This window comes from Propioniciclava sp. (genome assembly GCF_036744435.1).
Taxonomy (GTDB): Bacteria; Actinomycetota; Actinomycetes; order Propionibacteriales; family Propionibacteriaceae; genus Propioniciclava.
Genome location: NZ_DAIOIA010000064.1, coordinates 1 through 16,489, shown reverse-complemented (window position 1 = coordinate 16,489; position 16,489 = coordinate 1). Strand labels below are relative to the sequence as shown.

The 16,489-nt window shown below is 70.4% G+C and carries 13 protein-coding genes and 1 pseudogene; 11 read left to right on the top strand and 3 right to left on the bottom strand.

What is annotated here, in order from left to right; all coding sequences use genetic code 11:
* Both V7E09_RS09450 and V7E09_RS09445 read right to left on the bottom strand, forming a co-directional pair.
* A pseudogene (locus V7E09_RS09450) lies at window positions 1-703 on the bottom strand (Fe-S cluster assembly protein SufB); the annotation flags it as partial.
* A complete protein-coding gene (locus V7E09_RS09445) occupies window positions 703-1,380 on the bottom strand; it encodes a helix-turn-helix transcriptional regulator (protein WP_324510396.1) in 678 nt (225 codons plus the stop codon). The pseudogene V7E09_RS09450 and the gene V7E09_RS09445, both read right to left, overlap by 1 nt.
* Window positions 1,381-1,540: 160 nt before the next feature.
* Between V7E09_RS09445 and V7E09_RS09440 the strand changes: the two genes are divergently transcribed.
* The 7 genes from V7E09_RS09440 (at window position 1,541) to V7E09_RS09410 (ending at window position 11,129) form a co-directional block, all read left to right on the top strand.
* Entirely contained in the window at window positions 1,541-2,248 is a 708-nt protein-coding gene (locus tag V7E09_RS09440) for an ABC transporter ATP-binding protein (protein ID WP_324510397.1), read from the top strand.
* A complete protein-coding gene (locus V7E09_RS09435; protein ID WP_324510398.1) occupies window positions 2,245-3,006 on the top strand; it encodes an ABC transporter permease in 762 nt (253 codons plus the stop codon). Before V7E09_RS09440 ends, V7E09_RS09435 begins: the two co-directional genes overlap by 4 nt.
* The gene (locus V7E09_RS09430) at window positions 2,994-3,914 is read left to right on the top strand and encodes a COX15/CtaA family protein (RefSeq protein ID WP_324510399.1); all 921 of its coding nucleotides are present in this window, start codon (window positions 2,994-2,996) and stop codon (window positions 3,912-3,914) included. The genes V7E09_RS09435 and V7E09_RS09430 overlap by 13 nt, the downstream gene beginning before the upstream one ends.
* Window positions 3,915-4,007: 93 nt before the next feature.
* The gene (locus V7E09_RS09425; protein ID WP_324510400.1) at window positions 4,008-5,714 is read left to right on the top strand and encodes an ATP-binding protein; all 1,707 of its coding nucleotides are present in this window, start codon (window positions 4,008-4,010) and stop codon (window positions 5,712-5,714) included.
* An 11-nt stretch (window positions 5,715-5,725) separates the two neighbouring features.
* On the top strand, window positions 5,726-6,880 hold the full coding sequence (locus V7E09_RS09420; protein WP_324510401.1) for an exonuclease SbcCD subunit D: 1,155 nt from the start codon (window positions 5,726-5,728) through the stop codon (window positions 6,878-6,880).
* Complete coding sequence (locus V7E09_RS09415; protein ID WP_324510402.1) at window positions 6,880-10,173, top strand: SMC family ATPase; 3,294 nt, start codon at window positions 6,880-6,882, stop codon at window positions 10,171-10,173. Before V7E09_RS09420 ends, V7E09_RS09415 begins: the two co-directional genes overlap by 1 nt.
* Entirely contained in the window at window positions 10,173-11,129 is a 957-nt protein-coding gene (locus V7E09_RS09410; RefSeq protein ID WP_324510403.1) for a hypothetical protein, read from the top strand. Before V7E09_RS09415 ends, V7E09_RS09410 begins: the two co-directional genes overlap by 1 nt.
* 12 nt (window positions 11,130-11,141) lie before the next feature.
* Here the strand turns inward: V7E09_RS09410 and V7E09_RS09405 are convergent, their stop codons facing one another.
* On the bottom strand, window positions 11,142-12,068 hold the full coding sequence (locus V7E09_RS09405; RefSeq protein ID WP_324510404.1) for a heme o synthase: 927 nt from the start codon (window positions 12,066-12,068) through the stop codon (window positions 11,142-11,144).
* A gap of 188 nt (window positions 12,069-12,256) precedes the next feature.
* Here V7E09_RS09405 and tal point away from each other — a divergent pair, with 188 nt between their 5' ends.
* The 4 genes from tal to pgl all read left to right on the top strand — a co-directional run.
* The gene (gene tal, locus V7E09_RS09400) at window positions 12,257-13,345 is read left to right on the top strand and encodes a transaldolase (RefSeq protein WP_324510405.1); all 1,089 of its coding nucleotides are present in this window, start codon (window positions 12,257-12,259) and stop codon (window positions 13,343-13,345) included.
* A gap of 35 nt (window positions 13,346-13,380) precedes the next feature.
* Window positions 13,381-14,916 carry a glucose-6-phosphate dehydrogenase gene (zwf, locus tag V7E09_RS09395; protein ID WP_324510406.1) on the top strand — a complete coding sequence of 512 codons (1,536 nt, stop codon included), beginning with the start codon at window positions 13,381-13,383 and terminating at the stop codon, window positions 14,914-14,916.
* A 10-nt stretch (window positions 14,917-14,926) separates the two neighbouring features.
* On the top strand, window positions 14,927-15,850 hold the full coding sequence (locus V7E09_RS09390) for a glucose-6-phosphate dehydrogenase assembly protein OpcA (protein WP_324510407.1): 924 nt from the start codon (window positions 14,927-14,929) through the stop codon (window positions 15,848-15,850).
* Between the two features lies 1 nt (window position 15,851).
* Window positions 15,852-16,489 (top strand): 6-phosphogluconolactonase (gene pgl / locus V7E09_RS09385; protein WP_324523297.1); only part of this gene is annotated, 638 nt, incomplete at its 3' end.

Genomic DNA, 16,489 nt, shown 5'->3' with positions numbered 1-16,489 from the left:
CCTCGTCGGCGATGATCAGCGTCCGCTCGAACTGGCCCATGTTCTCGGTGTTGATCCGGAAGTAGGCCTGCAGCGGGATGGAGACGTGGACGCCCTTGGGGACGTAGACGAACGAGCCGCCCGACCACACGGCGGTGTTCAACGCGGCGAACTTGTTGTCCCCGGCCGGGATCACACTGCCGAAGTACTCCTCGAAGATCTCCGGGTGCTCCTTCAGCGCGGTGTCGGTGTCGAGGAAGATGACGCCTTGGCGCTCCAGTTCCTCGTTGATCTTGTGGTAGACGACCTCCGACTCGTACTGCGCCGCGACGCCCGCCACCAGGCGGGCCTTCTCAGCCTCGGGGATGCCGAGCCGGTCGTAGGTGTTCTTGATGTCCTCGGGCAGGTCCTCCCACGACGTCGCCTGCTTCTCGGTGGAGCGCACGAAGTACTTGATGTTGTCGAAGTCGATGCCCGACAAGTCCGCACCCCACGTGGGCATCGGCTTGCGATCGAAGAGCTTCAGCCCGCGCAGGCGGCGCTGCAGCATCCACTCGGGTTCGTCCTTGCGGCCGGAGATGTCCTTCACGACATCCTCGTTGAGGCCACGTCGCGCCGCCGCACCCGCGGCGTCCTTGTCGTGCCAGCCGAAGCGGTAGTTACCGAGCGCCTCGAGGTGCTCGTCCTGGGTTGCGCCGAGGCCGGGCGCCTGGGTCTGGGTCATCAACTGGTCCTCTCAACAGGGTGCGGAATGTGCGTCGTGCACACCCCGTCACCGTGGGCGATCGTGGCGAGCCGTTGCACGTGGCTCCCCAGTAGTTCAGAAAAAACGCGGGTCTCTGCTGCGCAGAGTTCGGGGAACGCCCGCGCCACATGCGCGACCGGGCAGTGGTACTGGCACAGCTGGGTACCGGACGCGACGGGCTTGAGCGTCGCGACGTACCCCTGCTCGTTGAGCACCTCGGCCAGGGCGTCGGCGGGACTGGCGTAGTCGGCCCCCTCGGCGGTGAATCGTCGGCGGACCTCCTCCATCACCTGGTCGGCGAAGGCGGTGACGGCCTGCTCGCCACCCTCGGCCCGGAGGAACTCCAAGGCGGAGATGGCCAGCCGATCATACGCCTGGTAGAAGTCGCTGCGGCCTGCGTCGGTCAGGCAGAATACCTTCGCCGGACGACCGCGTCCGCGCTGCCCGTAGACCCGTTGATCGCGCGCCTCCAGGTGCCCGGAGTCGATCAGGGCGGCCAGGTGGCGGCGGACGGCGGCGGGCGTCAAGGCGAGCCGTTCGGCGAGTTCGGCGGCCGTCGAGGGGCCCTGTTCCAGAATGGAACGGGCCACCCGATCACGGGTGGTGGCCTCGTCGGAATCGGCGTCGTGTGCAGGCAGGGTCTCATGGCTGGACATGCGCGTACCTCCCCTCAGTTTTGACAACACCATTCTTGCAAAATACGCGCCAGACGCAAACTTACCCCCGCTCTGGCGCCGGTGCGCCTCATCGCCATGGCGCGGGTGCGCCCCGTCAGGTGCGCAGCCCCTCCTGACTCGGCGACGCTAGGCTGACCGGGTGCCGTCCACGCCCGCATTGGCCTGTTCCGACCTCGAGGTGACCTTCGGCGACACCCCGGTGCTCCGGGGCCTGTCGTTCGAGGCCCATGCGGGTGCCGTGACCGCCCTGCTGGGACCCAACGGCGCCGGCAAGACCACCGCGATCCGCGTGCTCACCGGTCTCGTCGCGGCGACGGCGGGCACCGCGACGACGCTGGGGCTGCCCGCGGGCCACCCGGATGCCCTCGCGCGCATCGGATTGATGCCGCAGGCCACGGGAGCCTGGTCGGGGGTCCGCCCCCGTGAGCTGCTGCGCTACCTCGCCTCCTTGTACGCCCACCCGCAGTCGGTCGACGCGCTTGCCGAGCGGATCGGCATCGATCTCAGCGCGAAGACTCCCTACCGACGCCTGTCCGGCGGCCAGCAGCAGGCTGTGAATCTGGCCGGCGCGCTGGTAGGACGCCCCGACCTGGTGCTGCTGGACGAACCCACCGCCGGCATGGACCCACACGCCCGCCGCCGCACCTGGGCGCTCATCCGGGAGCTTGCCCAGGCCGGAGTCGCCGTGGTGCTCACCACCCACGCCATGGACGAGGCCGCCGACCTCGCCGACCACGTCTGGATCATGGACGGCGGACGGGTCGTCATCGACGGCACGGTGCCCGATCTCACCGCCGAGGCGTCCTTGGAGGACGTCTTCTTGGCCTACACGACGGAGGCGCCGTGAGTCTCGATCTGTCCCCGCGACCCGGAGTCGCCCCCCGCGGCGATCGCGTGCTGCGGCATGCCATCCTGGAAGCCTCGCTGCTGCTGCGCAACGGAGAGCAGTTGCTCTTGGCGCTCGTGATCCCGATCGGCCTGCTCGTGGCCGGCATGGTCACCGGCGACGGCTTCGGGATGGGACGCCAGGTCTTTCCCGCCTCGGTGATCGCGCTCGCCCTGTGGTCGACCTCCTTCACGTCGCTGGCGATCAACACAGGGTTCGAGCGTCGCAACGGCGTGCTGGAGCGGCTGGCGGCGACCCCGCTCACCCGCGCCGACCTGGTGGCCGGGAAGGCGCTGGCCACCGCGGCGATCGCTTGGGGGCAGGTGGCGATCATCGCGACGGTCGCGTTCGCGTTGGGCTGGCGGCCCGTGTTCGACCCCGGCCAGGCCGCCCTGGCGGTCTTGGCCGCCGCTTTCGCGCTGGTCTGCTTCGCGGGCTTCGCCCTGGCGCTGGCCGGTCGGCTTCGCGCCGAGGCGACCCTGGCCATCGCCAACCTGATCTACCTGCTCGTGGCCGCCGGAGGCGCCTTGGTGCTGCCCGTGGACAGCTATCCCGACGCCGTCCGCGTCCCCCTGCTGCTCCTACCGTCCGGCGCGCTAGGGGAAACCCTGCGTGGGGCGGCCGTGGGCGCGTTCACGCCCTTCCTCGTGATGATCCTGGCGGCCTGGTCGGCCGTCGCCCTGTTCGTGGCTCGAAAGGCGTTCCGATGGACCAGCTGACCTCGACGACCCCGCTCCGCTCACCATCCACGGTGTCCCTGCGGCGGTGGGCCGTCGCCTCCCTCGTCGCCAACATGGTGATCGTGTGGACGGGCGCGCTGGTGCGCCTCACCAAGTCCGGGCTCGGCTGCGCCACCTGGCCGCAGTGCCAGCCCGGGTCCTACGTGCCGCTGCCCGAGGACGGCATGCACGGGCTCATCGAGTTCGGCAACCGGCTGCTGACCTTCGCCCTGGCGGCCATTGCTCTGGGCATGTTCCTCGCCGCCCGGCGCGCCTACCGGGCCGGGACCGCGCCGCGGCAGTTGCCCACGCTCGCGTTCTGCGTCGGGCTGGGCATCATCGCCCAGGCGGTCATCGGCGGCGTGTCGGTGCTCGTCCAGCTCAACCCCTGGGTGGTCGGCCTGCACATGGTCGCCTCCGTCGCCTTGATCGGTATCTGCGTGCAACTGGTGCACCTGGCCTTCGACCTCTCCCCGGTGCGCGTTCCACCTCGGCTCCATCTGCTCACCACCGTCGTGTTCGCCCTCGGGGTCCTCATCATCGCGTTGGGCGTCGTGGTCACCGGCGCGGGGCCGCACGCGGGCGACGGGGCCGCGCAGCGCAACGGCCTCTCCCCCGACCTGACGGCCAAACTGCACGCGTGGGCCGTGTGGGCCATCGTCGCCGCCGTGGCGCTGGGGCTGTTCTGGGCGTGGGCCGAGCCCCGTGCGCGACGTCTGTGGCTGGGTTTACTGGCGGTCATCCTCCTGCAGGGACTGATCGGTTACGTGCAGTACTTCACCCATCTGCCGATGTGGATGGTGTTCGCGCACATGGTCGGCACCACCTTGTTCGCGGCCGCGCTGTCCCACCTGTTCCTACTGACGCGGCCGGGTGTCCCGGGGGCCGCGGTTCGCCCGCAGAACTGACAGCGGGACTCAGAGTTCGGCGACTACCCCGAAACCGTCGGTCGGCGGCGCTACGGTGACCACGAGCATCGACGCACGTCACCGAGAGGCCTCATGACACAGCAGCCAGACCCCGTCGGCCTCGTCGCCGGCACCAGCGACTCCACACCGCTGCGGTTCAGCGTTGCGGTCGGGCCGGGCGCCTACCTGCAATTGGACGACGTCGTCACGACCCAGCGTGACGTTCCCGGAGTGGGCTCCGTCCGTACGTCGGGCGTCGTCACCCAGGTCGTCGCCCGGCATGAGGGCGCCAGCTTCGGGTCCGACGCCTTCCTCATCGCCGACGGCGTCCTGCCGGCCAACACACAGGAGATCGCGGAGATCACCACCACGAGGGTCGACCCCGAGGTGTACGTCCCCCCGCTTCCCGGGACCACGGCCGAACGCGCCACCGGCAGCGTCCGGGATCGAGCCCTCTACTTCGACTCGATGTCGGACAAGGTGGTGGTCGGGCTCGGGCGAGACGGCGAACCGGTCTACATCAACCTGGAGTTTCTCGACGGCACGCGCGGCGCCCACGTGTCCATCTCGGGCATCTCCGGAGTGGCCACCAAGACGAGCTTCGCCTTGTTCCTGCTGCACTCGATCTTCGCCTCCGGCGTCCTGGGCGACCGCTCCCTCGCGGCGAAGGCGCTGATCTTCGCGGTCAAGGGCGAGGATCTGATGTTCCTCGACCGCCCCAACCTGAAGCTCACCGACGACCAGCGCTCCCAGTACGCCCGCCTGGGACTGCCCGCCACCCCGTTCGGCTCGGTGCGGTTCTTCGCGCCCCCCACGCCGGGGGATCTCACCGGGCGTCCCCAGGTGACGGGCCGCACCAGTGGCGTCGACGCGTTCTGGTGGACGCTGGAGGAGTTCTGCCGCCAGGAGTTGCTCCCCTACGTGTTCGCCGACGCCGAGGACGACCGGAACCAGTACACGCTCGTGGTGCACCAGGTGGCCGCGCAGTTGCGGCGGGAGGCGATCGCCGCCGGCACGGACGGCGCGGTCTCGATCGGCGGCAGCCAGATCCGCACCTATGCCGACCTGGTGGAGTTCATCGCCGCCCGCCTCCAAGACGACGACACGAAAGCGGATTGGGCGGGCGCGGCCACCACGGGCGGATCCATCAACGCGTTCCTGCGCCGGCTGCGGTCCTCGCTCAAAGCACTCGGCCCGCTCATCCGCGGGGATCTCCCCGCCGCCAGCGGCAGGCGCCGCATCGCGACCGACCGGCAGGTCACCGTCGTCGATCTGCACAACCTCCCGGATCGGGCGCAGCGGTTCGTGGTGGGCGTCGTCCTGCGGGCCGAGACCGAGGCGAAGGAGAAGGCGGGGGCGGGCGGTCTGCTCTTCACCATGCTCGACGAGTTGAACAAGCACGCCCCACGGGAAGGCAACTCCCCCATCAAGGAGGTGCTGCTCGACGTCGCCGAACGCGGCCGCTCGCTGGGGATCATCCTCATCGGCGCCCAGCAGACGGCCTCCGAAGTGGAACGCCGCATCGTGTCGAACTCGTCGATCCGCATCGTCGGTCGGCTTGATCCCGCCGAGGCGGGGCGCCCCGAATACGGCTTCCTGCCCACCTCCCAACGGCAGCGGGCGACGTTGGCCAAACCGGGGGCCATGTTCGTCTCCCAGCCGGAGTTGCCCGTCCCGTTGGCGGTCGAGTTCCCGTTCCCCGCCTGGGCCACACGTGCATCGGAGACCGCGCCGGACACCGACGCACCCCTGGGCATCATGGCCCGCATGGCCCGCGACGCCGACCCGGCACCGTTCTGAGAAGGAGCGTCGTGAAGTTCCTCCACACGGCCGACTGGCACGTCGGCAAGACCCTGAAGGGCCGCAGCAGGCTCGAGGAGCAGCGTGCGGTGCTGCGCGAGATCGTCGACATCGCCCTGCGCGAGAACGTGGACGCCGTCCTGATCGCCGGGGACCTCTATGACTCGGCCGCCCCGAGCGCCGAGGCCCAGCGGCTCGTCAACGGGGCCCTGCTGGCGCTGGCCCAGGCTGGCATCGAGGTGATCGTCATCGCGGGCAACCACGACCATGCCCGCACGTTCGAGGCGCTGCGGCAGCTCATGGCGGTGGCCGGCATCGACTACAGCGGCATGGTCCGGACCGCCGAGGAGGGCGGCGTCCACCGCTTCACTGCCCGGGCGACCGGGGAGGAGGCGGTGGTGGCGCTGGTGCCGTTCGTCTCGCGGCGGCGGATCCTCGGCACCGAGGAGATCGTCACCGGTACTCCCTCGGAGAACGCGGGCCATTACGAGCGGTCCGTCCGCGAGATCCTCGCGACGCTGGCGCGGTCGTTCACCCCCGACACGGTCAACATCGTCATGGCGCACCTGACGTGCACCGGCGGTGTGATGGGCGGCGGCGAGCGCGAGGCTCAGTCGATCTTCGAATACCACGTCTCGGCACAGGCCTTCCCGATCACCGCGCACTACGTCGCGCTCGGGCACCTGCACCGCCGTCAACAGATCCCGGCTCCCGTCCCGGTCGTCTACTCCGGGGCCCCGGTGGCCGTCGACTTCGGCGAGCAGGAGAACACACCGGTGGTGTGCCTGGTCGAGGCCTCGCCCCGGACGCCCGCCACGATCACCGACATCCCGCTCACGACCGGCAAACGTCTGCGGACCGTCACCGGCACCGTCGCGGAGTTGATCGCTGCGAGGGCCGACTTCGGCGACGACTACCTGCGCGTCGTCGTGCAGGAGCCGGTCCGGGCCGGGCTGCGCGACGAGGTGCTGGAGGCGCTGCCTCAGGCGCTGGAGATCCGCATCCACCCCGACTTCGCCCAGACCCGGACCCATCGCGGCGTCCAGCACACCACCCGGTCGCCCCGCGACCTGTTCGCCGCTTACTGCGACGAAGCCGGCCTGCAGGATCCACGGCTGACCGCGCTGTTCTCCGAACTGCTCGACGAAACGACAGGAGTCAGCTGATGCGCCCCGTCCGTCTGGAGATGGAGGGATTCGCCTCGTTCCGGGCGCCCACGACCGTCGACTTCGAGGGCACGGACTACTTCGCTCTCATCGGCCCGACCGGCTCAGGAAAGTCGACCGTGATCGACGCGATGGTGTTCGCCCTCTACGGGTCGGCGCCGCGCTGGGGGCGATCCAACTCCGTTCAGTACGCGTTGGCCCCGACGACCACGCGGGCCACCGTCAGGCTGGTGTTCGACGTCGGTGAGCAGCGCTATCAGGTCGCCCGCGAGGTCCGCCGCAGCGGGCAGAGCATCCAGCAGAAGTCCGCCGTCCTGGAACGCTTCGACGATCCGAGCCAGGCCACCGCCACGACCAAGACGACCGATGTCCTCGCCTCCGAGGTGCGTGACGTGACGCCCGCCGTGGAGACGCTGCTGGGGTTGTCCTTCGACGACTTCACCAAGGCGGTCGTCCTTCCGCAAGGCCGGTTCGCCGAGTTCCTGAACGCCACCGTCGGCGATCGGCAAGACATCCTGCTCAAGCTCCTGGGCGCTCACCAGTACGACATCGTGATGCGCGCCGCGAGCGCGCGGCGCAGCACGGCCGACACGGCGGTGGCTCGGCTGGAGGCCCGTCTCGGCGACCTGGGGGCGGCCACCCCGGAAGCCGCGCAGGCGGCGGCCTCCCGCGTCGAGGAGCTCCGGCTGCTGCGCGAGCGCACCGACACCCTGATCACCGCACTCGACCGCGCTCGGGCCGAGGCCCACGAGACGGCCGCGGCCGCCACGCAGGCGCAGGACACCGTCGAACGGCTGCTCGCCGTGCGGATCCCCGCCGGCATCACCGACCTGGCCCAGCGAGCCGACGCGATCCGCGCTGAGGTCGAGGCGAGCCAGGCCACAGCCCGTCGGCGCGAGGCGGACTACGACCGGGCCCGTGGCCACCTGATGGACGCGGGCGAGCGGACCCCCCTGGAGCGGCAGCGCGACCAGTGGGCCGAGGCGGCCGAGCTGAGCGCCGCCCTGCCCTCCGTGGAGGCCGAATCCCAAACTGCCGGGCTCCGCGACACCGAGGCCGCACAGGCCAAGGCGCGTGCCGAGGTGGCCTGGGCCGACGCGTTCGCCGTTCAGACGGCGGCCCGCGGCGACATCGATGCGGCGGAGGCCGCTGAGGACACGCTGCTCACTCGCCGTCAGGCGATCGCGGCGCTCGTACCTCCCGTGGGGCTCACCGACCTCGCCGAGCGCCTCGACGGTGCCACTCGCGCGCAGGACGAGGCCGCCACCGCGCTCGCCTCGGCGGAGCGAGCAGAGGATGCCGCCCGGCACCTCGCGCACGAGGCGGGCGATCCGGTCACCTGGACGGCCGACCTGAACCGCTACGAGTCGGCGCTGACCCTCGACGTGAAGATCGCGGAGTTGAGCCTCCGGGGAGTCACCGCAGCCCAGGCACTGGAGGCGGCGCATCGTCAGGTCGACGCCTGCGAAGCCGAGGTGGAGAGCGCGCACCGCCGTGCCGCACAGATGCGCGACGTCGCCACGGCGGCCGGCTTGCGGGCGGGTTTGCAGGTCGGTCACGCCTGCCCGGTGTGCACGGCTCCCGTCGCCACGCTGCCCGCGCCCTTGGACGCTGCCGCGTCCGACCTGGCCGAGAAGGAGGTCCAGCGGGCCGAGCTCGCAGCCCAGAACGCCCGCATCGCCGTGGGCCGGGCCGACGCCGACGTGTCCGGCCAGGCGCGCTCGCTCGCCGAAGCCCGGGAACAGCGGACGTCGCTGCTGACCGACGACGCCGACGCGGCCCTCCTGCGTGACGAGGCGGCGGCGCGGCTGACCGCGATCGAGAGGGCACGCAGGGCGGTCACCGACGCCGAGGCGACGCGGCGTGGTGCGCGCGCCGTCCTCGACTCCGCCCGCGAGCGGGCCGCCGCGGTGGAGGCCGAGCGGCACGACGCCGAGGCCGCCCTCGGCCAGGCACGCTCCGGTCTGCTGGCCTACGGCGCCCCGGTAACCGGGCCCGCTTCGCTGCAGGGCGCCTGGGACGCATTGCTCGCCTGGGCCACCGGCGCCCTGGCCGACCTCGACCAGGCGGCGCTCCCCCAGGCCCGGGACGCCCGCCGCGCCGCGCAGTCGGCGGCTGAGGAGGCCCAGGAAGCGTTCGCGGACGCGACCAGGACCCGAGCCACGAGCGCCGAGAATGCCCGAGCCGCCGAGGCAGCCGCCGTAACAGCCGCTGCCGCCCTCGCCGAGACTCGACGCCGCATGACCCGGCTCCACGACGCCCTCCAGAGCGCCCCGAGTGCGCACGAGGTGGCCGAGGCGTTGGAACGGCTCGACGTGGCGGAGCAGGCGGAGAAGGCCGCCTATGTGGTCTCCCAAGAGTCCGCTGCGGCCCGGGAGCGGGCGCTTCAGCGAGAGCGCCTGCTGCACGACGAGCTCGCGGCGGCCGACCGGCTGCTGCGCGAGACTCGCGAGCCGCTCGTCGCCTGGGGCGCCCCCGCAGTCGATACGTCGGATCTGCCCGCGTCCTGGTCCGCGCTCGTCGCGTGGGCGGGCGAGGCCACGGTAACGGCGGGCGAGGCCGCGGCCGACGCGCGCGCACGCGCTGAGCGTGCCGACCTCAAGGTCGGTGTCGCGGCGCAGGCCTTGGTCGATGAAGCCCGCACCGGCGGCGTGGCGGCGGACTCGTCCGCACAGGTCCCCGCCGCGCTCACCGCGGCCGCCACCCGAGCCGCCGATCTGCTGGAGCGCATCAACGCCGATCTGGAACGCGTCGCCGCCTTGCGCCGCGAGCGCGACGAGGCCCAGGAGCGTCGTCAGGTCGCTGGCCTGCTGGCCGAACACCTCAACGCGAAGAAGTTCCAGCGCTGGCTCGCGGGTGCCGCCTTGGATGTGCTCGTCGAGGCCGCCTCGGCCTCACTCCTGGAGCTCTCCGGCGGCCAGTTCACGCTCGCCCACGAGAAGGGCGAGTTCCACGTCATCGACCACGCCGACGCCGAGGCGCGGCGTTCGGTGCGCACGCTTTCGGGTGGGGAGACGTTCCAGGCGAGCCTTGCGCTGGCCTTGGCGTTGTCGGCGGAGTTGTCCACCATGTCGTCCACCGCGGCCAGGCTCGACTCGATCTTCCTGGACGAGGGCTTCGGCTCGCTCGATCCGGACAGCCTGGAGGTGGTCGCCGCGACGCTCGAGCGGCTGGCGCAGGGAGATCGCCTCGTCGGCGTCGTCACGCATGTGCAAGGGCTCGCCGAACGGATCCCGACCCGGTTCACCGTGGCCCGCTCCTCCCGGACGTCCACCGTGGTGCGGGAGGGCTGATGCACTTCAGTGTCGACGGATGGGCTCCCGGCTACGGCTCCAGCCTGCAGGAGGTGGAGGACCTGCCCGAGTCGGTGCAGCGGCTCGATCCGGGCGTCGAGATCCCCCCGGCCTCGTGGCGTCCCCTTCCCCCCTCGGGAGTGACCGGCCCGCCGACGGTGTTGTTCGTCGACGGCGTCCGTCGCGTCGAGGCTCGGCTGTGGATGACGTCCGGCACGGAGGTGGAGGCGTCGCCGGGCCTGTGCGCGTCGTACGCGGCAGGTGTGGTGCGCTCCACCGCGGAGGCTGCCACCGTCGTTCTCGCGGACGTGCGGCGGGCTGTCCTCACGACGGCCGAGGAAGCCGACGACATCACGACTCGGCTCGGTACGTGGACGATGGTCCATGCCCGGCCCGACCCGGCCAAGCAGGTCTTCGACGTGTTGTCGCTGGCCCTGCAGCAGCGCCTCGCCGAACTCGAGATTGTCTGCGCCGCGGAGGCTCGGGCCGCGTCCGGCGGGGACCCGGACGACCTGCTCGTCATCGACGGGCCCCTAGGCGGGCGCACGAAGGTGCCCCGGGCGATCGGTGTGATCAAGTCCCATCAGTCGACGTACCTGCCCGCCGACCTGCATGGCGTCGTCGGTCGCCTCGGCGCGGGCGAGCGCACCCCGGTGTTCCGGCTGGAGACGACGTGGGAGCGCTTCTCCTGGTACCTCCGGCTTCCCGGCTCGGGCGGCTCGCCCTGGGCCGGTGTGGTGCGGGTCGAGTGTTCCCCGGATCTTTCTCCGCGGGAGGCCTCGGCGATGGCGTCGCTGTCGCAGGCAGTCCTGCCGCGCTACGCCAGCGAGCCGTTCAAAGACCCCCGGGCGCCGCAGAACCTCTACCCGATCAGCGGCCTGGAGAAGCTGCTGCGGCACCGCTTGGGTGACCCGCAGTTGCTGCGTCGCTCTCTGCTGCAGCCGTCGTCGCGGTGACGGCGACCCCGATCAGAACAGCAGGGCGTCGACGGCTGCGGCGATGAAGACGATGGCCAGGTAGCTGTTGGACCAGTGGAACAGCCTCATGGGTGCCAGCTTTGCCTCGGTGAGGCCGGCGTCGGCGCGCCGCATCAAGGCGACGGCTTCCCAGATCAGCACGATGCCGCTGGCGCCTGCCACGGCCGGGTAGAGCCAGCCCGTCCCGGCGACCGGCCACAGCGCCAGGCTCGTCGCGACGGTGAGCAGCGAGTAGACCAGCATCTGGCGGGTGACGTGGGTGGCTTCCCGGACGACCGGCAGCATGGGGACATCGGCGCCCGCGTAGTCGTCGCGGTAGCGCAGGCCCAGCGCCCACGTGTGCGGGGGCGTCCAGAAGAACACGATGAGGAACAGGATCAGCGGCGGCCAGGCCACGGAGCCGGTGACCGCCGTCCAGCCGATCAGCGGCGGGAAGCAACCGGCGACGCCGCCCCACACGATGTTGAGCGGGGTGCGGCGCTTCAGCCAGACGGTGTAGATGAAGACGTAGTAGAGGATCGCCACCACCGACAGCGCCGCCGAGAGCCAGTTGGCGCCGAAGCCGAGCATCACGACCGACCCGAGGCCGAGCACGATGGCGAACACGTAGGCGGCACGGGTGGAGACCTGCTCGCGGACCATGGGGCGGCGGCGTGTGCGGCGCATCTGCTCGTCGATGTCGGCGTCGAGCACCGAGTTGAACACGTTTGCGGAAGCCGCCGAGAGGGACCCGCCCACGAACGTCACCGCGGCCAGGCCCAGCGGGGGGAACCCGTGCGCGGCAAGGAACATCGCCGGGAAAGTGGTGACGAGGAGCAACTCGATGATCCGTGGTTTGGTGAGGCCGACGTAGGCCAGCAGCGTGCCCTTCAGCCCGGGAGCCGTCACTGCCGGCGTCTCGGTGCGCGTTGGGTGCATACCTAACCTCCAGGTCGAACGCCGGACGCCCGGGTGACCCCCGCGTCCGGGGCAGTTTACCGTGCCATCACCCGGGAACACCGTCTCGGCAGGTCCCGGATTGGCAACGACTCGCCGCCACGGCGCGGCGGTTGAGTAAAGTCGGTCCAAAGGCGTCCGTGACGCCATCCAGACAACAGGAGACTTGCATGAATGACCGCCTGAAGGGCCTCGCCGACGCCGGCGTGTCGATCTGGCTCGACGATCTGTCCCGCGGCCGGCTGACCAGCGGCAACCTGGGCGAGATGATCGATAACTTCTACGTGAGCGGTGTCACGACGAACCCGACCATCTTCGCCGCAGCGCTCACCCACGGCGCCGACTACGCCGCCCAGCTCACCGGGCTGAGCGACGTCGACGAGGCCATCACCGCCTGCACGACGACGGACGTGCGCGACGCGTGCGACCTGTTCGCCGACACCTACGAGGCCACCGACGGCTTCGACGGGCGCGTGTCGATCGAGGTGGCCCCGACGCTCGCCAACGACACGGAGGCGACGATCGTCCAGGCGGCCGAGCTGTACTCGACGGTCGGCCGGCCCAATGTCCTGATCAAGATCCCGGCGACCAAGGCGGGCCTCCCGGCCATCACTGCCACCATCGCCGCGGGCATCTCGGTCAACGTGACCTTGATCTTCTCCGAGGAGCGCTACCGCGAGGTGATGGACGCCTACCTGACCGGCCTGGAGCAGGCCGCGGCGGCGGGCATCGACCTGGCGGGCATCCACTCGGTGGCGTCGTTCTTCATCAGCCGCGTCGACTCCGAGATCGACAAGCGCCTGGAGGCGCTCGGCGCCGATGCCGCGCTCCAGGGCAAGGCGGCGATCGCCAACGCCGAGGTGGCGCTGGGCGCCTTCAACCAGGTGTTCTCCTCCGACCGCTTCAAGGCGCTGGCAGCGAAGGGCGCCAATCCGCAGCGCCCGCTGTGGGCCTCGACCGGGACGAAGAACGCCGCCTACCCCGACACGCTGTACGTCTCGGATCTGGTCGCCCAGGGCGTCGTCAACACGATGCCCGAGAAGACCCTGCTGGCCTACGGCGACCACGGCGAGCTCGGCGCCCCCATCGAGGGCAAGGCCGTTGCGGCCCAGGCCGTGCTCGATCAGGTGTCCGCGGCGGGTGTCGACCTGGCGGAGGTCTTCGACCTCCTCGAGACCGAGGGCGTGGAGAAGTTCATCGTTTCCTGGCATGAACTGCAGGACTCCGTCAAGGCCGCCCTGGAGGCCGCGAACTCCTGACCCCCGCCCCAGCGTGGGGTGGCTAGGATCGGTGAGTGACCGATTCCGCGACGAATCCCCTGCGCGACGCGACCGATCGCCGGTTGCCCCGAGTGCCCGGGCCTTGTGCCCTGGTGATGTTCGGGGTGACCGGCGATCTCGCGCAGAAGAAGCTGCTGCCCGCGATTTACGACCTCGCCAACCGGGGGCTGTTGCCTCCAGGGTTTGCCCTGGTCGGATACGGCCGCCGCGACTGGGACACCGAGCAGTTCACCGAGTACGTCAGCGAATCGGTGAAGGCCCACGCACGGACCCCGTTCCGGGCGGAGGTGTTTCGTCAGCTGGCGGAGGGGCTCCGGTTCGTCTCGGGCGCCTTCGATTCTGATGCGGGCTTCGAGGCTCTGCGTGACACCCTCACCGAGGTCGACGCCGCCCAGGGGACGGAAGGCAATCACGTCTTCTACCTCTCCATCCCGCCGGCCGGCTTCGACCAGGTGATCGAGCAGCTCCGTCGCCACGCCCTGGTGGACAAGTCGTCCACGCGCCCCTGGAGCCGGGTCGTCATCGAGAAGCCGTTCGGGCACGACCTGGCCAGCGCGCGTGAGCTGGAGGAACGCGTCTCCAGCGTCTTCAACTCCAACGACGTGTTCCGCATCGACCACTACCTGGGCAAGGAGACGGTCCAGAACTTCCTGGCCCTTCGGTTCGCCAACCAGTTGTTCGAGTCGATCTGGAATCGCAACTACGTCAGCCACGTCCAGATCACGATGGCCGAGGACATCGGCATCGGCGGCCGCGCAGGCTACTACGACGGCATCGGTGCCGCCCGCGACGTCATCCAGAACCACCTGCTGCAGTTGCTGGCGCTGGTGGCGATGGAGGAACCGACATCCTTCGAGGCCGGGAACCTGCGGGCGGAGAAGGAGAAACTCCTCGCCGCCGCGCGTGCCCCCCGCAACCTCAAGTCCCACACCGCCCGGGGCCAGTACACCGCCGGCTGGGCGGGCGGTGAACGCGTCAAGGGGTACCTCCAAGAAGACGGCATCCCCGACGACTCCCAGACGGAGACGTACGCGGCGTTCCGCGTGGACATCGACAATCGCCGCTGGGCGGGCGTCCCGTTCTATCTGCGGGCCGCCAAACGGATGCCTCGGCGGGTCACCGAGGTGGCGCTCATGATGCAACCCGCCCCACACTTGCCGTTCCACCTCAGCGACACCGAGCAGTTGGGCGCCAACGCGCTGGTGCTGCGGATCCAGCCCGACGAGGGGGTCGCGCTGCGGTTCGGGGCGAAGGTCCCCGCCACCCCCATGGAGATTCGCGACGTCACCATGGACTTCAACTACGGCACGAGCTTCGCCGAGTCGAGCCCGGAGGCCTACGAACGCCTCATCCTGGACGTCATGCTGGGCGATCCGCCGCTGTTCCCGCAGCACACCGAGGTGGAGTTGAGCTGGATGATCCTCGACCCGATCCTGGACTACTGGGCGGACAAGAACGCCCAGCCCGAAGGCTATGCGGCGGGCACGTGGGGGCCGCCGAGCGGCAAGACCATGCTGGAACGTGACGGCTTCGTCTGGCGACGGCCGTAGGAGGACGACGATGATCACCACCATCAAGGGCACCACGTCAGCGGGCGTCCAGAACGCGATCAGCGAGATCCGGCACAACCTGGGTGCCGGATCGGGCATGGTCTTCACTTTGCTCGTGATGGCCTCGGCGCAAGACGTCGACGAGGTCATGGACGCCTGCCTGGAGGCCGGGCGGGAGCATCCCTCGCGCATCATCCTGGCCACCGACGGATCCTCACGCAGCGACCGGATGGACGCAGAGATCCAGATCGGGGAAGACATCCCCGGCGAGGTGATCACGCTCAAGTTCCACGGCGAGGTCGCCCAGCACAAGGCGTCGGCGCTGCTGCCACTGCTGCTGCCCGACAGCCCAGTGATCGCATGGTGGCCGGGCGAGGGCCCCGCCCACCCCTCCACCGACGACATCGGCGTTCTGGCCTCGCGCCGGATCACCGACGCCATGGGGTCGGAGGATCCCGTCGCCGCCCTCGTCGAGCGAGCCTGCTGCTTGGCTCCCGGGGACACCGATCTCACCTGGACCCGCTTGACCCCCTGGCGGGCGCTGCTGGCGTCCGCCCTGGACCGGCCGCGGGGCACCGTGCTGTCTGCCGCGGTCCACGCCGACGCGAACAACGCACCCGGGTTGCTGCTGGCGGCCTGGCTGCGCTCACGCCTGGGCGTCGAGGTCACCTTTGACGTGAACGCGGGCCCGGGCATCACCCAGGTGAGCCTCACCACCGATGAGGGCGAGGTGAGCGTCACCCGCACCGACGGCAAGATGGCCACCTTCAGCGCGCCCGACTCCCCCACGTTGGCGGTGGCACTGCGTCGGCGCGAGGTCGCCGCCTTGATCACCGAGGAGTTGCGAGTGCTCGAGTCCGATCACGTGTTCACCGCGACCATGGCCGAGTTGGCCGCGGACGAGTCGCTGGCCCAGTTCACCTCCAGGAGCTGACATGGAGCAGGTCTGGCGGTACGCCACCAGCGCGGACCTGACCGATGCCACAGCCGAGCGGCTGATGCGGCATCTGGTCGCGTTGCAGGCATCTCAGGACGGCCCGGTCCGGCTCTGCCTGACGGGGGGACGCATCGCGAACCGGATCTACGAGGTGTTCGCCGACCTGGCCGACGACTACGCGCTCGACCAGTCGCGGGTCGAGATCTGGTGGGGGGACGAGCGGTTCGTCCCGACGGAGGATCCGGCACGTCACGCCGGCCATACCCTCGCCATCCTCGCTCGCAAGCTCCCGATGATCGCCTCCATGACCCACCCGATGCCCGCCGCCGACGGGATCGCCGACAGCGACGCCTCCGCGGCCGCCTACGCGAAGGAACTAGGCGACACCGTCTTCGACGTCACCCTGCTAGGCATGGGGGTGGATGGGCACGTCGCCTCCCTGTTTCCCGACCACCCCTCGTTCGCGTTGCAGGGGCACTCCGTCATCGGCGTGAACGATGCCCCGCTAGGGCCGCCGTCACGGATTTCCTTGACCGTGGAGACCCTCAGCCGCAGCCGCGAGGTCTGGTACCTGGTCGCGGGCGAGGACAAGGCGATCGCGGTGGCCGCGTCGGTGGCCGGCGATCCAGCGATCCC

What these genes read in the sequence shown, in the direction of transcription:
- V7E09_RS09390 (WP_324510407.1), top strand. Translation starts at nt 14,927, where the DNA reads ATGATCACCACCATCAAGGGCACCACGTCAGCGGGCGTCCAGAACGCG.
- V7E09_RS09415 (WP_324510402.1), top strand. Translation starts at nt 6,880, where the DNA reads ATGCGCCCCGTCCGTCTGGAGATGGAGGGATTCGCCTCGTTCCGGGCG.
- V7E09_RS09430 (WP_324510399.1), top strand. Translation starts at nt 2,994, where the DNA reads ATGGACCAGCTGACCTCGACGACCCCGCTCCGCTCACCATCCACGGTG.
- V7E09_RS09445 (WP_324510396.1), bottom strand. Translation starts at nt 1,380, where the DNA reads ATGTCCAGCCATGAGACCCTGCCTGCACACGACGCCGATTCCGACGAG.
- V7E09_RS09425 (WP_324510400.1), top strand. Translation starts at nt 4,008, where the DNA reads ATGACACAGCAGCCAGACCCCGTCGGCCTCGTCGCCGGCACCAGCGAC.
- V7E09_RS09405 (WP_324510404.1), bottom strand. Translation starts at nt 12,068, where the DNA reads ATGCACCCAACGCGCACCGAGACGCCGGCAGTGACGGCTCCCGGGCTG.
- tal (WP_324510405.1), top strand. Translation starts at nt 12,257, where the DNA reads ATGAATGACCGCCTGAAGGGCCTCGCCGACGCCGGCGTGTCGATCTGG.
- V7E09_RS09410 (WP_324510403.1), top strand. Translation starts at nt 10,173, where the DNA reads ATGCACTTCAGTGTCGACGGATGGGCTCCCGGCTACGGCTCCAGCCTG.